16 protein-coding genes and 9 pseudogenes are annotated in these 20,445 nt (G+C 31.2%); all 25 read right to left on the bottom strand.

The features are described from left to right. Positions 1 to 140: 140 nt before the first annotated feature. Positions 141 to 584, bottom strand: a complete 444-nt coding sequence (gene comGF, locus ABLV90_RS11780; RefSeq protein ID WP_427704365.1) for a competence type IV pilus minor pilin ComGF — start codon at positions 582 to 584, stop codon at positions 141 to 143. After that, a complete protein-coding gene (locus ABLV90_RS11785; protein WP_427704363.1) occupies positions 556 to 855 on the bottom strand; it encodes a hypothetical protein in 300 nt (99 codons plus the stop codon). The genes comGF and ABLV90_RS11785 overlap by 29 nt, the downstream gene beginning before the upstream one ends. Then, positions 842 to 1,243 (bottom strand): competence type IV pilus minor pilin ComGD, encoded by a 402-nt coding sequence (gene comGD / locus ABLV90_RS11790; RefSeq protein ID WP_427707854.1) that lies wholly within the window; start codon positions 1,241 to 1,243, stop codon positions 842 to 844. The genes ABLV90_RS11785 and comGD overlap by 14 nt, the downstream gene beginning before the upstream one ends. A gap of 22 nt (positions 1,244 to 1,265) precedes the next feature. Further along, the gene (gene comGC / locus ABLV90_RS11795; RefSeq protein ID WP_427704361.1) at positions 1,266 to 1,583 is read right to left on the bottom strand and encodes a competence type IV pilus major pilin ComGC; all 318 of its coding nucleotides are present in this window, start codon (positions 1,581 to 1,583) and stop codon (positions 1,266 to 1,268) included. A gap of 24 nt (positions 1,584 to 1,607) precedes the next feature. Beyond that, positions 1,608 to 1,970 (bottom strand): type II secretion system F family protein, encoded by a 363-nt coding sequence (locus ABLV90_RS11800; protein ID WP_460872679.1) that lies wholly within the window; start codon positions 1,968 to 1,970, stop codon positions 1,608 to 1,610. A 100-nt stretch (positions 1,971 to 2,070) separates the two neighbouring features. After that, complete coding sequence (locus ABLV90_RS11805; protein WP_460872680.1) at positions 2,071 to 2,676, bottom strand: hypothetical protein; 606 nt, start codon at positions 2,674 to 2,676, stop codon at positions 2,071 to 2,073. Beyond that, positions 2,648 to 3,621: pseudogene (gene comGA, locus ABLV90_RS11810) on the bottom strand (competence type IV pilus ATPase ComGA). The gene ABLV90_RS11805 and the pseudogene comGA overlap by 29 nt, the downstream one beginning before the upstream one ends. 100 nt (positions 3,622 to 3,721) lie before the next feature. Continuing rightward, on the bottom strand, positions 3,722 to 4,345 hold the full coding sequence (locus ABLV90_RS11815) for an MBL fold metallo-hydrolase (protein ID WP_046465428.1): 624 nt from the start codon (positions 4,343 to 4,345) through the stop codon (positions 3,722 to 3,724). 1 nt (position 4,346) lies between these two features. Then, positions 4,347 to 4,670, bottom strand: a complete 324-nt coding sequence (locus ABLV90_RS11820) for an MTH1187 family thiamine-binding protein (protein ID WP_046465429.1) — start codon at positions 4,668 to 4,670, stop codon at positions 4,347 to 4,349. Continuing rightward, positions 4,670 to 5,658 (bottom strand): annotated as a pseudogene (locus ABLV90_RS11825) (glucokinase). The gene ABLV90_RS11820 and the pseudogene ABLV90_RS11825 overlap by 1 nt, the downstream one beginning before the upstream one ends. A gap of 510 nt (positions 5,659 to 6,168) precedes the next feature. After that, positions 6,169 to 6,351, bottom strand: a complete 183-nt coding sequence (locus tag ABLV90_RS11830; protein ID WP_046465431.1) for a CsbD family protein — start codon at positions 6,349 to 6,351, stop codon at positions 6,169 to 6,171. Between the two features lie 721 nt (positions 6,352 to 7,072). After that, positions 7,073 to 7,273, bottom strand: a complete 201-nt coding sequence (locus tag ABLV90_RS11835; protein WP_069815514.1) for a YqgQ family protein — start codon at positions 7,271 to 7,273, stop codon at positions 7,073 to 7,075. Continuing rightward, positions 7,257 to 8,716 (bottom strand): annotated as a pseudogene (locus tag ABLV90_RS11840) (rhomboid family intramembrane serine protease). Before ABLV90_RS11840 ends, ABLV90_RS11835 begins: the two are co-directional and overlap by 17 nt. Positions 8,717 to 8,730: 14 nt before the next feature. Next, complete coding sequence (locus tag ABLV90_RS11845; RefSeq protein WP_069815510.1) at positions 8,731 to 9,270, bottom strand: 5-formyltetrahydrofolate cyclo-ligase; 540 nt, start codon at positions 9,268 to 9,270, stop codon at positions 8,731 to 8,733. 148 nt (positions 9,271 to 9,418) lie between these two features. Next, positions 9,419 to 9,568, bottom strand: a complete 150-nt coding sequence (gene rpmG, locus ABLV90_RS11850) for a 50S ribosomal protein L33 (RefSeq protein ID WP_002483181.1) — start codon at positions 9,566 to 9,568, stop codon at positions 9,419 to 9,421. Positions 9,569 to 9,698: 130 nt separating this feature from the next. Next, positions 9,699 to 11,751: pseudogene (locus ABLV90_RS11855) on the bottom strand (peptidoglycan D,D-transpeptidase FtsI family protein). A 122-nt stretch (positions 11,752 to 11,873) separates the two neighbouring features. Further along, a pseudogene (locus ABLV90_RS11860) lies at positions 11,874 to 12,474 on the bottom strand (superoxide dismutase). 456 nt (positions 12,475 to 12,930) lie between these two features. After that, complete coding sequence (locus tag ABLV90_RS11865) at positions 12,931 to 13,344, bottom strand: Fur family transcriptional regulator (RefSeq protein ID WP_427704353.1); 414 nt, start codon at positions 13,342 to 13,344, stop codon at positions 12,931 to 12,933. Then, the gene (locus ABLV90_RS11870) at positions 13,334 to 14,194 is read right to left on the bottom strand and encodes a metal ABC transporter permease (protein WP_460872681.1); all 861 of its coding nucleotides are present in this window, start codon (positions 14,192 to 14,194) and stop codon (positions 13,334 to 13,336) included. The genes ABLV90_RS11865 and ABLV90_RS11870 overlap by 11 nt, the downstream gene beginning before the upstream one ends. Then, positions 14,191 to 14,966: pseudogene (locus ABLV90_RS11875) on the bottom strand (metal ABC transporter ATP-binding protein). The gene ABLV90_RS11870 and the pseudogene ABLV90_RS11875 overlap by 4 nt, the downstream one beginning before the upstream one ends. A 120-nt stretch (positions 14,967 to 15,086) precedes the next feature. Continuing rightward, positions 15,087 to 15,979: pseudogene (locus tag ABLV90_RS11880) on the bottom strand (deoxyribonuclease IV). A gap of 9 nt (positions 15,980 to 15,988) precedes the next feature. Beyond that, positions 15,989 to 17,329 carry a DEAD/DEAH box helicase gene (locus ABLV90_RS11885; protein ID WP_460872682.1) on the bottom strand — a complete coding sequence of 447 codons (1,341 nt, stop codon included), beginning with the start codon at positions 17,327 to 17,329 and terminating at the stop codon, positions 15,989 to 15,991. 156 nt (positions 17,330 to 17,485) lie between these two features. After that, positions 17,486 to 18,590 (bottom strand): annotated as a pseudogene (locus ABLV90_RS11890) (Nif3-like dinuclear metal center hexameric protein). Further along, positions 18,591 to 19,268 carry a tRNA (adenine(22)-N(1))-methyltransferase gene (locus tag ABLV90_RS11895; protein ID WP_460872683.1) on the bottom strand — a complete coding sequence of 226 codons (678 nt, stop codon included), beginning with the start codon at positions 19,266 to 19,268 and terminating at the stop codon, positions 18,591 to 18,593. Between the two features lie 67 nt (positions 19,269 to 19,335). Further along, positions 19,336 to 20,443: pseudogene (rpoD, locus tag ABLV90_RS11900) on the bottom strand (RNA polymerase sigma factor RpoD). Positions 20,444 to 20,445: the final 2 nt, after the last annotated feature.

A 20,445-nucleotide genomic window follows, 5' to 3' on the forward strand; every position in this document is an offset into this window, starting at 1 on the left:
AGTTAATTTGCTTTTCATAATAAGCTTCAATATTATCTAACGTTTTTAGCTGAACGCTAAATTGGAACGTGTAGTTTGTTATTAAAGATAAATATAGCATAAATATGACCATCACAAAAGGATATATATAGCCCGATATATTAAAAAAGTATTTGTTTTTCAAATGTCTTATCCTTATCAAATATTTTCAAGTTAACAAGTAAAGATTTATTTTTTAGTATTCGAAATTTTATCGCCTTTACGTTATTAAGTATTGTGATATTTCCCTTTCCATTAATAGACTTAATAATTTTATTATTTTTAAAGTTATAAGATATAAGTTTATTTTCCTCTTTAATCAAAAGTTGAGTCTCTTTTGATTTATCTATGATTATATTTGCCTTTTTATTCATTAAGTCTTGAGTTAAATCTCTCGCAAATAATTCACTTTCTACATTTAGATGATCATTTGCTAGAAAACCCAAGGCTGTAGTCGATTTAAATATTCCAGGAATTATAGTTAGTAACAATACAGTTATCATTAATGCAAAAAGCATCTCGATATAAGTGAAAGCACTAATCTTTTTTATAATAGCAAATTTCATTTTTTGTTTCCTTTTTTATTATACAAATTTTATTCGCTTTGAGAGTTAAACTATAGCCATCCAAAATCAAACCTTTTTTCAATTCAGATTTGCTGTAGTTATGCATTGAAAGAAGTAGGATTCTTTTCATTTCTATTTCTGATAATTTTTCTTTTGTAGATTGATTTAATTGTAATAACATTGGTAAAAATAATACACAGATCGTAGTGATAATTGAGAAAGAAATAATAGCATCTAAAAATAAAGAAGCAGTGACATTATATTTTTTCAAATCTCATCCTTCCTTTTTCAATATGGAAAACAATTTTATATAAACGGTTATTTCTTGATAGGTAAAGTGTTCCAAATTTATTATTATCACCATTTTTATCAAAGGTTAAATAATTCACATTTGTTCTAGGATGAATATAAGTATTATGAGTTAACTTTATAGGAGGATTTTCATGTTGGGGTTCTCTAACAATAATTTTTGATGAAAAAGTGTTGAATATTAAAGTAATTGGTTTATTATCTTTAATTGCTTTAGATTTTAAATAGTTAAATTGCATAATAAGATTCGTCATAGAATGATTATTTGATTGGAATGAGGAATCATTTAAAGAGATGTGTCTTACTTGCAAAAATAATAACAAACTTACTATACCTAAAACCAATAGCATTTCTATATAAGTAAATGCCTTACTAGTTAGCAACTGCTTCACCATTATTTATTGAAATCGTGGAACCAGTTTTACAATGCTTTTGACTTTCATTAATATATCCTTCTGATACAAGATCATCAATTGATGTTGGCTTTTTATTGTATTTTAATGAATAAGCTTCAATTTGGCTGTCTACCATTTTTAGTTGAGCTTCACAACCAGTAGATTGTATATGTGATGACTGTTTTGCAATGTTAGGCAGGATTAAGATAAGCAATAAACTTATGATTAATAAAACAAGCAACATTTCAATAAGTGTAAACGCTTCTTTATTAAACTGTTTTTTAAGGTTTTTCAAAAAGTGTATATACCCCTTTCCTTTTCATTTTATTGTTTGCATTAAATCAAACATTGGTAACATAATAACGAGATATAAAGATACGATGAGAAAAGCTAATAATGTGAATATACAAGGTTGAATGAATTTTATGAGTTGTTGCAAATAACGTTCTATTTGTGCAATGACTATCTCGCTATATAATTTTAATTCTATTTCAACTCTACCTTTTTTCTCACCTTCTTCTATAAATTCTGTTAATCCTTTTTCAAAACAAGCGATGCTAGTTAAAATTTCACTGAGTGTTAATCCATTTTGTGTTCCGCGTGTTATTTGATCAGCTAAAAATTTTAAATATTTATCATTCTGTTGTTGAGCATAAATCCCCACTATTTTTTGTAAGTTCACACCATTTTTATAAAACAATGAGAATTCAGAGGCAATTCGATACGTTTTATAAAGTTTGAAAAATTTACGTATGATAGGTACTACTAAAACAAACTTATGTTTATGCTTGTATTGATAAAGTATTGTAATAAAGGATAAAGGCTATTGAAGTAATGAATAGAAATATAATGAGGTAAGTAATGAAGGTAGGAAAATAAACAATAAATGTCGATAAAAATAGTTGTAAAGTCGATATTTGGACATCCATATTGTTATATAAATTTTGAAATTCTGGAATAATAGTGTGATTTAGAACGATTAACATTGTTATAAAGATTGTTAATAATAGTAAAGGATATTGAAGTGTTTTAAATAACGCTTTTTTAGCATTATAATTTCTCGATAAATAATCATGTGCATGCGCTAAACTCATAGGTAAATCACTAAATAGCTCTGAGAAATAAATAAGCATCACAACAGGTTGCGGGTATTTTAATATGTGAAGTATTTGATGACAGTTTGCACCATTTTTTAATTCTTCTTCAATTAATGCGGTTACTTTAGGTGATTTAACTTTAATATGTTTTAATAAAAAGCTAAAGGCTTCAGAAAGTGTGAATCCATGTTCTAGTAAATCTTTTAATCTTATTAAAAGTTCTATTTGATTTTTCTCGGTTATTATCTTATATTTAGGTGTTTTAAATATAGCGATCAACTGTTTCTTCACATATCACACCTTCTTTAGACATTTGGTTTAAATGAAAGGATAAATTATGAAAATGCTTCGGTAATGTGTAATCATTATTAAAAAAATAACTTATATCATGTTGCAGTAACTGTTCATAAATCAATTTTCTTTCACTGTTATAAGTTGTAATCAGTCTTTGGTTTAATACACTCAAAATAGATTGATTAATTTCTTGTTTGGTTATGCCCATTTCTAATAATCTTAATAACGCTCCCTTACAATTGTTAGCATGTATTGTAGTAAGTACCAAGTGACCACTTAAACTTGCTTGTATTACATATTTTGCTATTGTAGAATCTCTAACTTCACCAATAAGTATAATGTCTGGATCACACCTTAGTATCGCTTTAAAAGAACTCTCATAATTAATACCGCTTTTTCATTGATAGAAACTTGAGTAATACCCTCAACTAACTGTTCCACCGGATCTTCCACTGTTATGATATTTAAGCCTAACTTTTCTTTTGCATACATAACCATATGATACATTAACGTGCTTTTACCAGATCCAGTTGGACCACTAAACAATATTAAACCTTGCTTTTTATTCATTAATGTATACAATTTTTCAATATTATGGGAGATACTTTGCTTTTGAAAGTATTGAGGAATGATTCTAACGACACAACTTTCATTACCGAGAGACAATGGTAACGTTGAGATTCTTAAATAAAATATTTGTTTTAGTTTATATATGTATCTTCCACTTTGTGCCGAATTATGTTTTGATACATCTAATCCGACTTGATATTTCATATAAGTAAGCAGTTTTCTATAAACATGTATCTGAATCGACTCAATAAAGGTTAGATCATCCTGAATTCTAAATTTGATATGCACTTCCTTTTCAGAAGGTATAAAGTGTATATCAGTAGCATTGCTCTGAATTGCTTTCTCAAGTATGTTATTAAATAATAACTTCAAAAAATCACCTCCTACTTATAAACACGTAGGAGGTGATAGAATTACTTTACTTATTTTATTTTTCAATCTTTTTTATAATCTTAATTGATATGACGATATATTAACCGTGTAGATATGGGTTTAATTGCTCATCCTCTACTGTAGTGTGCGGCCCATGACCTGGGAATAATGGTAAATCATCGTCTAGTTTGAACAATTTATCTAATATTGAATTAACTAAAGTTTCATAATCACCTTTATATAAATCAGTTCTGCCTATACCTTGATTGAATAATGTATCACCAACAACTGCAAATTCATTAAAGACGAATGACAAACTACCTGGAGAATGTCCTGGTGTGTGAAGGACTTCGAAATTAAAGTCAGCGATTTGCATTTTACCTTCTTTAAGTTCTATTGGTGTTGCTTTGCTTTTTATAATTGGCATGCCATATTGTTTGAACTTTTCAGAACCATTTTTTTCTGTATTTGTTAAAAAATCAAATTCTGATTTATGCATATAAACTGGCACATCATATTTTTTTACAATATCATCTAAAGCACCAATATGATCAAAATGTGCATGTGTTAACAATACCGCTTTTAGTGATTTATTAATTTGATTTAGTTTTTTAATAATTAACTCGCTATCACTAGCAGGATCTACTAAAATGACTTGCTTATCATTTTCAATAAAATATGCATTTGTATCAACTAAACCTAAACTTAAACTCGAAATCCTCACCCTAGTTGCCTCCATTTTCCAAATGATTTTGGACAGCTTTCACTTTATCATTCATTTTGCGAGACTTATCACGACGATCATCAATCCTTATATTCGTACAGACACGGTCTAAGCCTTTATCAAAAGGTAATTCATGAATTGCTTGAACAACCTCAAATAAATCTTTTAAGTCACCTTCGATTAAAGTGTTCATAGGAGTCAATTGATAATCTATTTTGCCTTGCGCTTTAAATTCTTTTAATTTTGTTTGTATTTCTGCAATATATTTACTAACACTCGGACCATCTGTACCAACTGGTATAACAACTACATCAACAATAGCCATTATTTAACACCATCCTTTTCAATTATATAAGTATAAATTAACCCGGTCTGCTCCGGTAATACCGAGCATCATTTCCAAGTTGTGCTTGAACGATTTCTGTACCTTGTTGTGCGGGTGTAAATGTTAAATTATGATACTCTGTTTTAATATTTTCAATTAATATCAAACCAGCTGTGGACATGCCACCACCTAAAACAATATATTTAGGATTACTTGTAACGCTAATAATACTACATAGGTAGGCAATATAATTTGCTACACGTTCAGTAATGAAAATACAGAATTGATCTCCAGCCTTAGCCGCATCGAATACTGCTTTTGCACTTACTTCATTATCTTTAATTAACTGCAAGATTGATGATTTAAACGTTAATTTAGGATAATAAAAATTGACTAAATTAACTACACCGGTTGCAGAGGCTACGGTTTCAATACAACCTGACTTGCCGCAATTACAACGGAAACGCTGATCATGATCTACTCTAAAGTGTCCAATCTCTGCGCCAGAACCGTTATGACCGTGTACAATCTCTCCATTAGAAATAATACCGCCACCTAATCCGGTTCCCAGTGTTATAGCCACAACATCATCTGAGCCATTTCCAGCGCCTTTATGTTTTTCACCTAAGGCCGCAACGTTCGCATCATTATCAACGTAAACTGGACAATCTACAAATTGTTGGAATATATGTCGTACATTAACACTTTCAGTCCAATATAAATTAACTGCTCCATTTACTTCGCCTGTTTCGAAATTCACTGGACCAGGGACACCTATGCCGACACCAATGACGTTTGAAAAAGCATATTCAGATTCATCTATGTAATTTACGAAAGAATCATAAACTTTTTTTAGTAGTAAATAGCCAGTAGCATCAGACGTATCAGTATCAATTGACCATTTTGCTAAGCGATCAAGATTTTCGTCAAAAGCACCTAATTTACATGTTGTTCCACCAATATCTGCTGCTAATATGATTTTATTCATTAATTTATTCATCCTTCTCTATTTTTTTGAAAGGGTTTGCTATCTTTCACTGTAGTTCAAAAATGCTTATATATCAAGGGTTTTGGAGATTTTACACCAATATATAATTTATGTTTTTTTACCGTTTTTAAAATAACCCGCCCTTTTTGCCCTTAAAATATTACAAGATATTTCCTTATATACATTTTAATCTTAATCAATTCTCAATTGCAATTATAACGAACAAAACTTATCTCTCTAAATAAGACTTCCTAATATATATTTCATATAAACAAAGTAGTTGCTAATGTGCATTTCCATTCGTATATAACCTTTTACAAAATAACTATCTTCTATTGCTCAATATGAGTCTTTCTTTCATATTCTAATACTATATTTGTTAAATCTCATACGTTGATTTAGCGTTGTAGTAAATCTATGCAAGAACTTTAACATAACAAAGAGGTAGACACTTAAAGTGACTACCTCTTTGTTAAATGTATGACAAGTACAATTCATATTAATCAAAAATTATTTTTTGAATTTATCAACGATATCATTAACTTTATCTTTTGCATTTTCTGCGACTTCTTTGACCTTACCAGAAGCTTTATCTTCTTTACCTTCTTTTTCTAACTCATCATTTCCAATTGCGTTTCCAGCCGTTTCTTTCACATTACCTTTAAATTGATCAAATTTACTTTCGTCTGCCATGAGACGCACCTCCATTAAATAATTTAACCAAACATCACTACTATTATAATATTATTTTATCTTATTTCCTGCAACTAATTTAAATGAAAATAGTAGGCACAATGTACTGTACTACCTTATAAATTGTAACAAGGGCAACATACATAGGTGCAACACCAATATGTCTGAAGTATTTGTCATATTATAAGTTACAATCCATGGTACGCCTACCACTTACTATTAATAAAATAGCTCATTAACGGTTGAGCCGCGAAGACCTTATATTGAATCATCTGATTTTTTAAGGAGAGAATCGGAATGTCGACAGAAAAAATTCAAGTATAAACAAGACGATATAAAATATCGCTATTACGTGAAACTTAAAGCCCCATACGTAGACAAATGGCAACACATGAGTATTGTTTTAAATAAAAATACTAAAGCCTCTCAAAAAGAGGATGTGTTGAAATTAGGAATACGTAAGAAGTTACATTATCTACATTCAACCCACTTATATTAATTCACTTGTAGAAACGCACATTTCACTTTAAACATTATGGAACGTGTTGGGTTTGCGGACGAAATACAACGTCATAAATATATACTTCTATTTCATGAAAAATAGACAAACCTTTGATTAACAAACATATCTCATTAGAAAATCCGCACTTTTCTATCCTTTTTAATACTTAAAACAAAATATCCCCCTGTAAACACAATAGTTACAGGGGGATATTTTGTTTTATTTATTTATTCTTCTTTGATTAATAATTAATATGCATTTCAAATATTCATCATTTGTTAATAATTTATAATCGTACAATGATTTTATTTCTTGTTCCATCATTTCATACATATCATTTTTGTCTTTAAAATATATAATAAAGCCAAACTTTTTTAAAAGCTGAAGTACATCATAAAAATTATTAATCTTTTGATTCACTATTATCGCTCAATTCTTTATTTAAATTAATATAATCATTATTGCTTGGATCTGCCTTTAGTGCAGCTTTTATATATTCTTTAGCTTTATCATCATCTTCAAGTGACCTACTTGCAATCGCTAGTTGATAATTTAATAGACCGGAGTCAGGAAAATACCTTAAGCCTCTTTTCCAACTTGCGACACCTTCAGATTTTGAGTTTAGAGTGGCGTTGATGAGTCCATGCAGATAATACGTTTCATCATCTGCATAGTTCTTATCTATCGTATCTTCAACCATATCTTTGGCTTCATTATATTGTCCTTGCTTCATTTCATTCGAAATAATTGTGTTATATATATTATCTTCATTAATCGTAAAAATACGAATTTGTGCTTGCAATAAATAATACAAGCATAAGAATTAATAAAAACCAAAAACGATTTTGATTTGCTTTATAATAGTAGCCAATTAATGTAATTAATAGACCACCTGCAAAGCCACCTATGTGTGCGACAATGTTAATATTTTGCATAAATAAAGATAATCCTATCATTATTACAAGAACAATAAGCAACTGACCGATAAGCTTACGATTAAACTGTTTACCTACATACATAAATCCAAAAATGGCACCAATCAATCCGAATATTGCACCACTTGCACCCGCAGAAACAGTGTCAATATTGAATGACAATGATGCAAAGTTACCAAATAGTCCGAGCAACAATGTAGATGACAAACATTCGCCAATGACCTACGATTGATTCTACAATTTTACCAAAAATGAACAAACTTAGCATATTCATTAAAATATGTTCAAAATCGTAATGTAAAAATATAGATGAAATCAATCTATACCATTCACCATGCACAACATTAAAGTGCACAAGTCCACCTACATCTAACATTTTCAAATCTGAAAAACGATTTAAAAACAGTACCATTGCAAGCCAGATAATAATATTGATTGCAATTAATGTGTAGGTCACAGGAGAAAACTTCAACATATGTTTTTCAATGGGATTATTATTTAACGCTCGTTGTTTATATTGATATTTTGTAAGTTTAGTATCTCTATTATAAATTTTCTTCATTATGAAATTCGGCATAATTCTTTCAGCGTGACTTGCTTCTCTAATAATTTTCACTTTAAATTTAAGTGGTTGTAATTCATTTAAATTTTCATCAGTAAAAGCTTTATCCGTGAATATGTATAATTCATAATTTTTAGGTGAAAAATCTAAAAATGAAACGATATTCTCTTCGTTTTCTTGAATCCTACTTTTAGCAAACCTAACTTCTTGAGTGGAATTAGCACCAAATTCAAAGATAGCAACAGACTGTTTTTTCTTGTTTGCTAACCAAATTTCACTATCATCTTGATTACGATGAACAACATGATAATTAAAATATTTAATCCAAGTGTAGATACACTTCCAATAATGTTTTTCTGTAATCATTTCTGCCTCCATAATTAAGTTGTTGCTATTATTAATTTTTCAACGGGCTGATCATGTGATTCAACCTCAAAGTCACCAAGTTGGAAGTCATAAAGCAAACTTATCGTTGGTTGTGTATTTTGACTTAAAAACTTATCAAAATATCCACCACCGTATCCAATGCGATATCCACTATGATTAAATACCACGCCAGGTACAATTAATAAATCTAATTGATTTGAAATTTCCGTATCAGCTTCCACATGATTAATACCTTTATCATCTGGTCCAATATGGTCAAGTTTATCTACATGTTTAAATGTCATTTCTTTACTTTGATAATTTGTTTCAGGTACAAAAACAGTCTTACCTTCAGTAAGCATTTGCTCAATAATAGCATATGTATTTACTTCATGTGGCATAGATAATACAACGCCTACACGCTTAGCTGATTTATATTCACTCGTATCAAATAAATGGTGAGCAAGATATTCATCTGAAACTTGTTTATGGTCATTAGACATAAAAGATTTCATTAATTCAATTTTATCTTGGCGTAATACTTTTTTACTCATAACATACACCTTCCCGTTAATTATACTTCTGTTATTATAACGTTAATGAATTACAATGTCATTAAACTGCAATTTTTAAAAAATAATTAATGTAGTCTTCCAAAAAAATAACCAGATTCTATTAAAAGAATCTGGTTCAAAATATAAATTATTTTGTTTCACGGTGCATAGTGTGTTTGTTATCACGAGCACAATGTTTTTTCATTTCTATACGTTCAGGATTAGTACGTTTATTTTTTGTAGTAATGTAGTTTCTTTCTCCACATTCAGTACAAGCTAGAGTTACGTTTACGCGCATGCTAATTCCTCCTTACCTTTTCAAAATACGACCTACTAATCATACCATTTAGTTATAAAATTGAAAAGTATTAATTTTTCAATAAACACCACTATGTCGGTATTTTTAATAAATTGTGTCTTAAAATGATTTAATTTTTGTCTTTTTCTTTAAAATAATAGTTTATAACATCTCTACCTAAATCTCCGCCGTTTAACCAAGGTTCAGGTACGGGTTGATTGGTATATACGATTGAAAATGCTAATTGTGGATTTTCAATTGGTGCATAGCCAACATATGTTGCGTTTACTTTAGGATCGCCATCTTGGAATACTTCGGCTGTTCCTGTTTTACCTGCAGAAGGCACTTCAGTATCATTAAAGCTTTCATATCCTGTTCCTTCTTCTTCATTAAAGGCCATTTCAAATCCTTCTTGCACTTGGTTAACTTCCTCTTCAGTGTTATTAACCTTGTTAAGTACATCGCCTTTGAATTTCTCTTTTACTGGACCAAGTGTGTCTTTATTAGTAGCATCTCTTACTTCTAATCCGATATGTGGTTGTACTCTATAACCATCGTTAGCAATGGTAGAAACGTATTGTGATAATTGTAACGGTGTATATGTGTCGTACTGACCAATTGCTAAATCTAAGAAGTTACCTGGATTATCAGTTAAAGGTTCAATTTGTCCACTTGTCTCATTAGGTAAATCAATACCTGTTTTAACTCCTAAACCAACTTGGTTTAAACCTTTACGCAATTTTTGACCCGCTTCTGAAATATCTGAAGGCAATGTCATGTTTGGTGTATATGCAGATCCAGCGATTTTCAATGCTGTTTTAAACATATAAACGTTGGAAGAATGCATCAATGCTTCTTTATCATTAATAGTCACTTTACCATCTTGGTTAAAGTAAGAACTTTTCTTAAGTCCGCCGACAAATTCTAATGGTTGGTCGACCATCTCATCGCCTACCTCAATTGCATTGTTTTGGTATCCGGCTAACAGTGTACCACCTTTTATAGAAGAACCTACTGCATATTGTGAAGTGAATGTTCCGATATCATAATCTGTTAAATCGCCATTCTTATCAATTTGTTTACCTGCCATTGCTAAGACATCGCCATTGTTTGGATTTTGGACTACAATCATAGCATTATCCATATCTTTAGCGCCTTCACTACGCAATTTGTCAATTTGTTTTTCTAGATACTCTTCAGTTTTTTTCTGGAGTTCTATATCGATACTAAGAACTAAATCATCACCACGTGAGCCTGGATTTATAACTTTCGAGTCAATAACGTCTCCAGATTTATCCGTAGTATATTTCATTTCTTTCTTCTTACCTTTTAGAATGTCATCATATTGATATTCTAAATAAGATTTACCTACTCGATCATTACGTGAATACCCTTTAGATAAATACTTTTCTGTTAATTCTTTTGGTATTCCTTCTTCACTTGTAGAAACGTCACCAAATATACCTCTCAACGTATCATCATATGGGTATTTTCTATCCCAATCCATTGTAGTATTGACTCCTGGTAATTCTGATAATTTTTGAGATACTGTCTGCATATTCTTCGTCACTAACGTCTTCGTTTTTAATCATTTGTGGATCTAAAGCCGATCCAGACATCATTTCTCGATAAATAGATAGTATCTGCAAATCTTCATCAGTTAATGTATCGGTTTGTTTAGCACCAATCTTTTTATACAATGATTCATCATAATCATCTTGAGAAATACTGCCATCTTCTAATAATGCTTGTTCTTCTTTCATCAAATCTTCAGCTTTATTAGGGTGAATTTGAATCCAATAATCTTGCTTATCTCTGTCTGTAATTTTATCTGTATCCATTTCTATTAAGCGAGACAAGTCTTTAGCAATTTTTAAAACTTCTGATTGGGATGTTTTTCTGCCTCTTGCATATGTAATCGCCTTTTTAGATGCATTATCAACGAGAACTTTACCGTTTCTATCTAAAATTCGGCCTCTTGGCACAGCTTCATTAACAGTTAAATTTTCACTGTTTTTAATAAGCTGTTCATAATGAGATCCTTCAGCAATTTGTAAATAACCCAATCTTAAAACAATTACTGCGAAAATGAATACAATAACACCAAAAATAAAACTAATTCTTTTATTCATTGTATTTCTAATCTTTTCATCATTTGATTTTTCTTTTAGTCTTTTTAGCAAAACAACATACCTCTATTCAAAAGTTCTCACTACAAATGATATATGAAATCAGACAATATTTCTATTATTTTAGTTAAAAAAAATGACGACCTTTGAAAAGGCCGTCATAATCGCCTGCTTAATTATTTAGCGGCGTTATATAATTCGTCAACTTTTTCCCAATTTACAACGTTCCAGAATGCACTAATATAGTCTGGACGTTTGTTTTGGTATTTAAGGTAATAAGCATGTTCCCAAACATCTAAGCCTAGGATAGGTGTTTTACCTTCAGTTAATGGGTTGTCTTGGTTAGGCGTAGTAACGATTTCTAATTTGCCATCGTTTACAACTAGCCATGCCCAACCTGAACCGAAACGTGCTTGCAGCTTGGTTAGCAAACTCTTCTTTGAATGCATCTAAAGAACCCCATTGTTCTTTAATTTTATCAACAACAGTACCTTTTTCTTCAGAGTTTGGAGTTAATAATTCCCAGAATAATGAATGGTTTAAGTGTCCTCCACCATTATTACGAACAGCTGTTTGAATGTTTTCTGGTACACTGTCTAAGTTTGCAACAATTTCTTCGATTGATTTAGATTCTAAATCAGTTCCTTCAACTGCGGCGTTTAATTTAGTTACATAAGTGTTATGGTGTTTGTCATGGTGAATCTCCATTGTTTGTTGATCAATGTGTGGTTCCAATGCATCAAAACCATAAGGTAAGTTTGGTAATTCAAAAGCCATAAATAATCATCCTCCTAATTAATCTTAAATAAAGCATAACAAGTTATATTAATGACAACAATTAATATGCTTGTGAAAGCAATACATATAGTCATAAAATACTATTTGTCATCTTTAGTTCCTTTATTAGTATATCTCAAATCAGACCTATTTAAACATCTTTGACGAACTATTTTAAAAATTCAATTTAATTCATACTAACGGCCTATGTTTAATCAACTCATTTTTAGTAGAAAGAATTATTTTGTGATGTTTTACAAGTTATAGAATAATGTTTTTTTGTACGCTGTGCTATTATGCTCGTTTACCTAGTACATAAATGATGTTAATTCAATATAGAGACCGTTACGGCCATTATAAATCAACTTATCATATTTATTTAAAACTTAAAAAATAAGCCAAACGTCTTTATTAACGTCGGCTCAATTTTTATATTCTGCGCTTAGTTTAAACAACTTAAGCTTTTTGACAAAGTTCACAAACACCGTAAACTTCTAATTTATGTGTACGAATATTTACTTGTGGTAGAAAAGCTTTAATTTGTTCAATTGGGCAAAAATCTATCACTTTAGTGTCACCACATGATTCGCAAATAAAATGGTGGTGGTGGTGATCTGTACAAGCAATTCTAAATTTCATCTCTCCATCAAGTTCTGTACCTTCTACAATGCCTAAATCTTTAAAAAGATGTAAGTTTCGATATATGGTATCAAAAGAAATGCCAGGATAATTTTCATCCATTTTTTGTTGAATATGCTTTGCATTAATATATTTATCTTCTGCAACGAAGATATCTACCATTTCTCGTCTTTTATTTGTATATTTATGACCGTTTGCTTTGATTATATCAATGGCTTCCTCAGTTTTCATTTTTAACAGCCCCTTTTACCATTCTTATTTTAAATTTTTGGTACATCATCGTTATTGCAAGGATAAGTACAAGTAATACTACAATCACACCACCAGGAGAAATGTTCATATAAAACGCTAAAACTAATCCACCGATAACTGACAGTTCTCCAATAACAACACTTAGGATGATTAACTGCTTGAAACCTTTCGTCGTGCGCATAGCAATAGCTACAGGTAGTGTGATTAATGCACTTACCAATAAGATGCCTACAACACGCATAGAAGCTGATATGACCATAGCTACAATAATAATAAATAGGTATTGTATCCAATTAGGAATGCCGATGACTTTACTGTATTCCTCATCAAATGACAATATAAATAATTCTTTATAAAAGGATAATATAAAGACAATTACAATAATTACAATAGCAATAATAGTAATTAAATCACTTTCAGTTACTGCACTAATTGAACCAAAGAGTAAACCAACAATCTCTTGATTAAAACCATCCGCAAGAGAAATAAAAATAGCACTCAGTGCTATACACGCACTCATAATAATAGGAATCGCAATCTCTTGATAATTACTGTAAGAAGTTCTAAGATTTTCAATTAATAGTGCTCCTATAATAGCAAAAAGAATACCAAACCACATAGAATTTATAAATGCTAAAGTTGGCATAATTGTAACGACAAACATGCCAAATGAAATACCACCTAAAGTGACGTGACTTAATGCATCAGCAATAAGTGATAACCTGCGTACAACAATAAAAGCACCGATTAATGGTGCAATAAGACCAATAAGCACACCGCTAATTAAGGAGTACCGCATGAAATCAAAATTAAGTAATGCTTCTATCATGATGAACAACACTCCCTACTATGCTTGGTGATCTACAAATTGAATAGGGTGTCCATATATTTTCGATATTTCAACTTCATCCAACGATTTGAAATCTTCAGTAGAACCGTGAAAATGTAAATGTTTATTCAGACACGCTACTTCGGTAGCTGTATCAACAACAACACCAATATCATGAGTTACTAAAATGATTGTTACACCTTCATGTTTAAGGGTCTCTAGTGTTTCATAAAACTCACTTACATGTTTGGCATCGATACCACTTGTAGGTTCATCTAAAATCAATACCGATGGCTCGCTAATTAAGGCTCTAGCTATTAATACACGTTGCTGTTGTCCTCCTGAGAGTTCAGCTATGTTTTTATCTATCAAGTGTTCTATATTCAGCCTTTTCAATACTTCTTTCACTTTGCTTTCATCAGTTTTATTAAACCATTGCAGTAATTTTTTACGTTTAGTCAGACCACTAATTACGACTTCTTTAACGCTCGGCTGGGAATCCGGCTTTAAAAGCTTGTGCTTTCTGGGAAACATAACTGATTTTAAGCATAGACTGTTTACCATTGTAATCTTTACCATCAACATAAATTTGTCCCTTTTGTATAGGTAATAATCCGAGTATAATTTTTAGCAAAGTTGATTTCCCTGCTCCATTTGGGCCGACAATTGCTAGAAACTCTCCGCGATTAATTTTAATATTTATATTTTCTAGTACTTGTTTATTGTCAAAATAATAATCAATATTTTTTAATTCGAATACTGGCGTAGACATGTTTTCACCTCGTTTTATACTATACAACGTAGATGTCATTATGTAAATAGTAATCTTTACGACTTATCAAAAAACACGAACACTTTTGTTAAATGAAAGTGTTCGTGTTTTATATTTATTTTATTGATTTAAAAGTTTGTTTTGTAATTCAGGATCAAATTGTTGTTGTTTCAACATTTCAATTTCTAGTTTGTAGGGTGGCTTTTTACTTTTTTTGTCTTCACCTACGAAAGGCGTTTCTAAAATCTTAGGTACATCTTTAAAGGCATCATGATGAACGATATAATTTAAAGCGTCAAAGCCGATATAACCAAAGCCAATGTTTTCGTGTCTATCTTTATGAGCACCAATATCGTTTTTACTATCATTCACATGTACAACTTTAATTCTATCCACACCAACGATTTTATCAAATTCGTTTAATACGCCATCAAAATCTTCTTTAACATTGTAACTCTGCATCGTGCGTATGGCACGTGTCAAAACACACTGATAATCTTTCATTATGATTAACACCATCGATAATTCGAGCTATTTCTTCAAAATTTCTTCCAACTTCTGAACCCTTACCAGCCATTGTTTCCAAAGCAATTCTTACATTATTGTCATTAGTTAGCACTTCGTTAAGGCCTTCAATGATTTTTTTAATACCTACATCAGCGCCTTCACCTACATGTGATCCAGGGTGAAGTACGATATCTTTTGCACCTAGCGCTTGTGTACGTTCAATTTCACTTTGTAAGAATTCCACACCTAAGTCAAAAACATGTGGTTTTATAGTATTAGCTATATTAATAATATATGGTGCATGAACAACAATATTTGAAAGACCATGTTGCTCCATAATTTCATGCCCTTTTTCAATATTTAATTCTTCGATGGGTTTTCTTCTAGTATTTTGAGGCGCACCTGTGTAAATCATAAAAGTTGATTCGCCCAATTTATGTGCTTCTTCTGCTTGAACCTTCTAACATTTTTTTACCATTCATAGATACATGAGATCCCAATAACATAGTAGTCACCTATCCTTTTTTATTTTTCCTCTGTTGTCGACTTTGTTGTTTACTAAATTGTTTACGTTCTTTAAGTTTTAAATCATCTAAATCACGTTTGAATTTCTTTTTATAACCAGGTTTAACTTTTTTCTTATTACTTTTTACTTTATGTTTTAATTCGTTTGTTAAGTGATCATCTTTATTTCTGCGTTTTCGACGGGTATTATGGGCTTTTACTGCTTTTAATTCACCATCTTTGATGTCAACATTTTCAAATTCATAGCCACGTTGTTCAATCAAAGTAACATTTTCTTCTTCATCTGGGCTGTATAATGTAATTGCGACACCTTTATATTGGCCACGTCCAGTACGTCCAACACGGTGAGTAAAGAAATCAATATCTCTTGGTACATCAAAGTTAATTACATGGCTCACGCCGTCAATGTCTATACCACGTGAAGCTAAGTCACTCGCAATAACAAATTGGAATTCTAAGTTTCTAACACGTTTCATTTGTTGTTTACGTTCTCTCGGTGTTAATCCACCGTGAATCATACCTAATTTCAAACCAGACGCGACTAATTGTTTTGCTAATTCGTCCGCACTATCACGACTATTACAAAAAATAATACATAGATAAGGATTTAAAATATCAATTAGCTTTAAAGTTTTTTCAACTTTCGCTTCACCTTTTGTTGGAATTAAATAGAATTCTATATTCTTTTTATTTTTCTGAGTATTTTCGATTTCGACATACTCGGGATTTTCTAGGTATTTGTTTAAAAATGGGTGCAGTGATTTTGGTATAGTGGCACTGAAAACTGCAATATGCGCATTTTCATCTAATCTTGTAGCCACATAATCTACTTCTTCAATTAAACCTAAATCAATCATTAAATCTGCTTCATCAATAACCAAATAAGAAGCTAAATGAACATGTAAATCCCCATTTTTAGCTAAATCATTTATACGTGTTGGTGTACCAATAATAAGTTGTGGTTGGTTTTTTGCTCGATTACGGTCTTTTTCTATATCTGTACCACCAATAAATAGCTTTACAGAGACTTCATTTTTAAATTTGGCTAAGTGACTAGCTACATCAAATAATTGTTGTGCTAGCTCTCTTGTAGGGGCTACGATAATTGCTTGTGGTTCTTTATATTCTGTATTGATTGAATTCATTAATGGTAATAAAAATGCATGTGATTTTCCTGTACCAGTCTGTGATTGACCTATTAAATTTACCTGTTTCATTATTTTTGGTATTACTCTACTTTGTATTTCAGTTGGTTGAGTAAAATTCAAATCCTTCACAGCGTCTAATAGACTTGGTTCTAAATTAAATTTCTCAAATGGGTGATTCGCCATGTCTTGGCCTCCTTAAATCTTCATCTTATCTATTATAAAGCATTAGCTTATAATTTTGAACTAAATTATTTAATCATATTGCATATGTTATTCATTCATTGTACATAATAATAACTCGAACCTACCTGTCATAAGTAAATTCGAGTCATTCACGTATTATATATATTCAAATGGATCTGTATTTAATTGGGATGCGTTTATATTAAAATTAAATTCTTCGTCGTTTAACCATGTTATTAAAAGTTGACGCAATCCATCTTTCATCACATATTCACTATAATGGTTAATATCTAATAAATTAACACCTGCAATTTTAGCGTCTAAAGCATCATGATGTTTAATATCTCCAGTCACAAATATATCTGCACCTTTTTTAGCTGCAGTATACTCAAAACCAATACCAGAACCACCAATAACAGCAACTGTTTTGATCTGTGCGTTTTTGTCACCAGTAAATCGGACACTAGGCATTTGCAATTGTGTTTTAACGTGCTTCACAAATGATTCTGCTGACATAGATGCTTTAAGTTCACCGATCATACCTAAACCATAATTTGCTTCTTTTTCCATTTTTATAAAATCATAAACGGGTGTTTCATATGGATGATGTTGTGTGATTAATTGTTGTGCTAAAACGCGTTGATTGGCTTCAATCATAAATTCTAATTTATACTCTTCAACATGTTCCACAGATCCTAATTCACCAATATGTGGATTTGCATGACCTACAGGTTTAAATTGTCCGTTACCAGGGCTTTCAAAGAAGCAATATTCATATTCGCCTTCTTGTGCTAAACCTGCTTCACTCAGACGTTTTTTGAAAGTTTCTAAATTTACTTTTGGAATAAACACTTGGACTTTAAAATATGGAATTGTTTCTGGATTTAGAATATGTTGATTGTGTAATTCGATTTTATTAGCCGAGCATCGCATTAACACCTTTTGGATAAACGTCTAAATTTGTATGCAAGGCGATAAGGTTAATATTATTTTGAATTAACTTCCTTATGATAGCTCCATAGCCATCTTGCTGTGTAATGTTTTTAACCCCTTTAAATATTAGCGGGTGATGACAAACTATTGTATTACATTGATTCGTCATTGCTTCCTCAACTACATCATCAGTACAGTCAAGCGCAGTCAGAACCCCTGTAACTGTAGAAGATGTATCACCAATAAGTAAGCCTACGTTATCCCATGATTCTGCCGTATTCAATGGTACATGCTGATTAATAATGTGAAGAAATTGTTCAACGTTCATTTATATCACCTCATTGATTAAATTAATTTCATTATTGATTTCATTTAAGCGTTCGGCGTCTTGTTGTGGATTTAAATTCTGTTGTATTTTATATAATGCATCTCGTTCGCGTTCCCATTTTTTGAAAAACAAATTGTTTTTATTTTTCAATAATTCAGGGCCAAATTTTAATGCTTGTGATGATAAAGGTTCAACACTTTCTAAATAATCTGCAACAATAATTTCATATATATGACCTTTTTCTTCTAATATATCCTCAGCTATAATACTGTAATTCATCTTCACAAGTTGTTTTCGTATGGCACTAGATTGGATGTTGCTTTGCAAAATCAATCTCGGTTGATTTGTTAATTTTTCAGAACCTTCATCTAGTATTTTAGCAATTAAAGGCCCGCCCATACCACAAATCGTAATCGATGAAATATCGTCACTCTTTTGTATGACAGATAAACCGTCACCGAGTCTAACGTCAATAAAAGAATGTAGTTGTTGTTCAATGACATTGCGCTTCGATGCTTCAAACGGTCCTTTGATCACTTCACCGACAATTGCCTTTTGCGTTAAGTTGTTTTCAATTGCAAAAATTGGTAAATATGCATGGTCCGAACCGATGTCCGCTAGACAATCGCCTTGTATATAAGTACTTACTTTTTTTAATCTTTGATTTAATGGAATCATAAAAAGTTCTCCTCTATGTATATGTAAAAAGCTCTTTTGTACATCATTGTACAAAAGAGCTAAAAAGTTAGTCCATAAAGTCTTTTAGACGTTTACTTCTGCTTGGGTGTCTTAATTTTCTAAGTGCCTTAGCTTCGATTTGACGAATTCGTTCTCTAGTTACACCAAACACTTTACCAACTTCTTCTAATGTACGAGTTCTACCGTCATCTAATCCAAAACGTAAGCGTAATACATTTTCTTCACGGTCAGTTAGTGTATCTAATACATCTTCTAACTGTTCTTTTAACAACTCATAAGTCGCATGATCTGAAGGGCTTTGGGCTTCTTGGTCTTCTATGAAGTCGCCTAAATGACTATCATCTTCTTCACCAATTGGTGTTTCTAAAGAAACTGGCTCTTGAGCTATTTTCAGTATTTCTCTTACTTTTTCAGGTGGTAAATCCATTTCTTCACCAATTTCTTCTGGTGCTTGGATCACGGCCTAAATCTTGTAATAATTGTCTTTGTACACGGATTAATTTATTAATTGTTTCAACCATGTGAACAGGTATACGAATCGTACGTGCTTGGTCAGCAATCGCACGCGTGATAGCTTGACGTATCCACCACGTTGCATATGTGGAGAATTTGAAACCTTTATTGAAATCGAATTTTTCCACGGCTTTAATAAGTCCCATATTACCTTCTTGTATCAGGTCAAGGAACAGCATACCGCGTCCTACGTATCTTTTGGCTATACTGACTACAAGACGTAAATTCGCTTCAGCTAAACGTGATTTAGCAATTTCATCGCCTTTTTCAATTCTTTTAGCCAATTCAACTTCTTCTTGTGCGTTTAATAAATTTACGCGTCCGATTTCTTTTAAATACATACGGACTGGATCATTTATTTTCACACCTGGAGGTGCACTTAAATCATTTGGATTTAATTTTGAATCTTTGTCTGAACTATCTTTTTCATTAACTAAACTTATGTCGTTATCTGTTAATTGGTCAAAAAGTTCGTCCATTTGATCAGAATCCATTTCGAAGTTTTGCATTTTTTCAGCAATTTCTTCATGACTCAAGTGTCCTTGCTTTTTACCTTTTTCAATCAATTGTTTTTTTACATCTTCTAAAGTTAGAGATGGGTCGATGGTTTGTTTTTTAACTTTAACTTTATTTCCAGACATGA

The sequence above is a fragment of the Staphylococcus sp. 2S1 genome (assembly GCF_046721335.1).
GTDB classification, from domain to species: Bacteria; Bacillota; Bacilli; order Staphylococcales; family Staphylococcaceae; genus Staphylococcus; species Staphylococcus equorum_A.

What these genes read in the sequence shown, in the direction of transcription:
- ABLV90_RS11895 (WP_460872683.1), bottom strand. Translation starts at nt 19,268, where the DNA reads ATGATTCCATTAAATCAAAGATTAAAAAAAGTAAGTACTTATATACAA.
- comGD (WP_427707854.1), bottom strand. Translation starts at nt 1,243, where the DNA reads ATGCTATTGGTTTTAGGTATAGTAAGTTTGTTATTATTTTTGCAAGTA.
- ABLV90_RS11830 (WP_046465431.1), bottom strand. Translation starts at nt 6,351, where the DNA reads ATGGCAGACGAAAGTAAATTTGATCAATTTAAAGGTAATGTGAAAGAA.
- ABLV90_RS11865 (WP_427704353.1), bottom strand. Translation starts at nt 13,344, where the DNA reads ATGAAAACTGAGGAAGCCATTGATATAATCAAAGCAAACGGTCATAAA.
- comGF (WP_427704365.1), bottom strand. Translation starts at nt 584, where the DNA reads ATGAAATTTGCTATTATAAAAAAGATTAGTGCTTTCACTTATATCGAG.
- ABLV90_RS11885 (WP_460872682.1), bottom strand. Translation starts at nt 17,329, where the DNA reads ATGGCGAATCACCCATTTGAGAAATTTAATTTAGAACCAAGTCTATTA.
- rpmG (WP_002483181.1), bottom strand. Translation starts at nt 9,568, where the DNA reads ATGCGCGTAAACGTAACTCTAGCTTGTACTGAATGTGGAGAAAGAAAC.
- ABLV90_RS11870 (WP_460872681.1), bottom strand. Translation starts at nt 14,194, where the DNA reads ATGATAGAAGCATTACTTAATTTTGATTTCATGCGGTACTCCTTAATT.
- ABLV90_RS11845 (WP_069815510.1), bottom strand. Translation starts at nt 9,270, where the DNA reads ATGAGTAAAAAAGTATTACGCCAAGATAAAATTGAATTAATGAAATCT.
- ABLV90_RS11820 (WP_046465429.1), bottom strand. Translation starts at nt 4,670, where the DNA reads ATGGCTATTGTTGATGTAGTTGTTATACCAGTTGGTACAGATGGTCCG.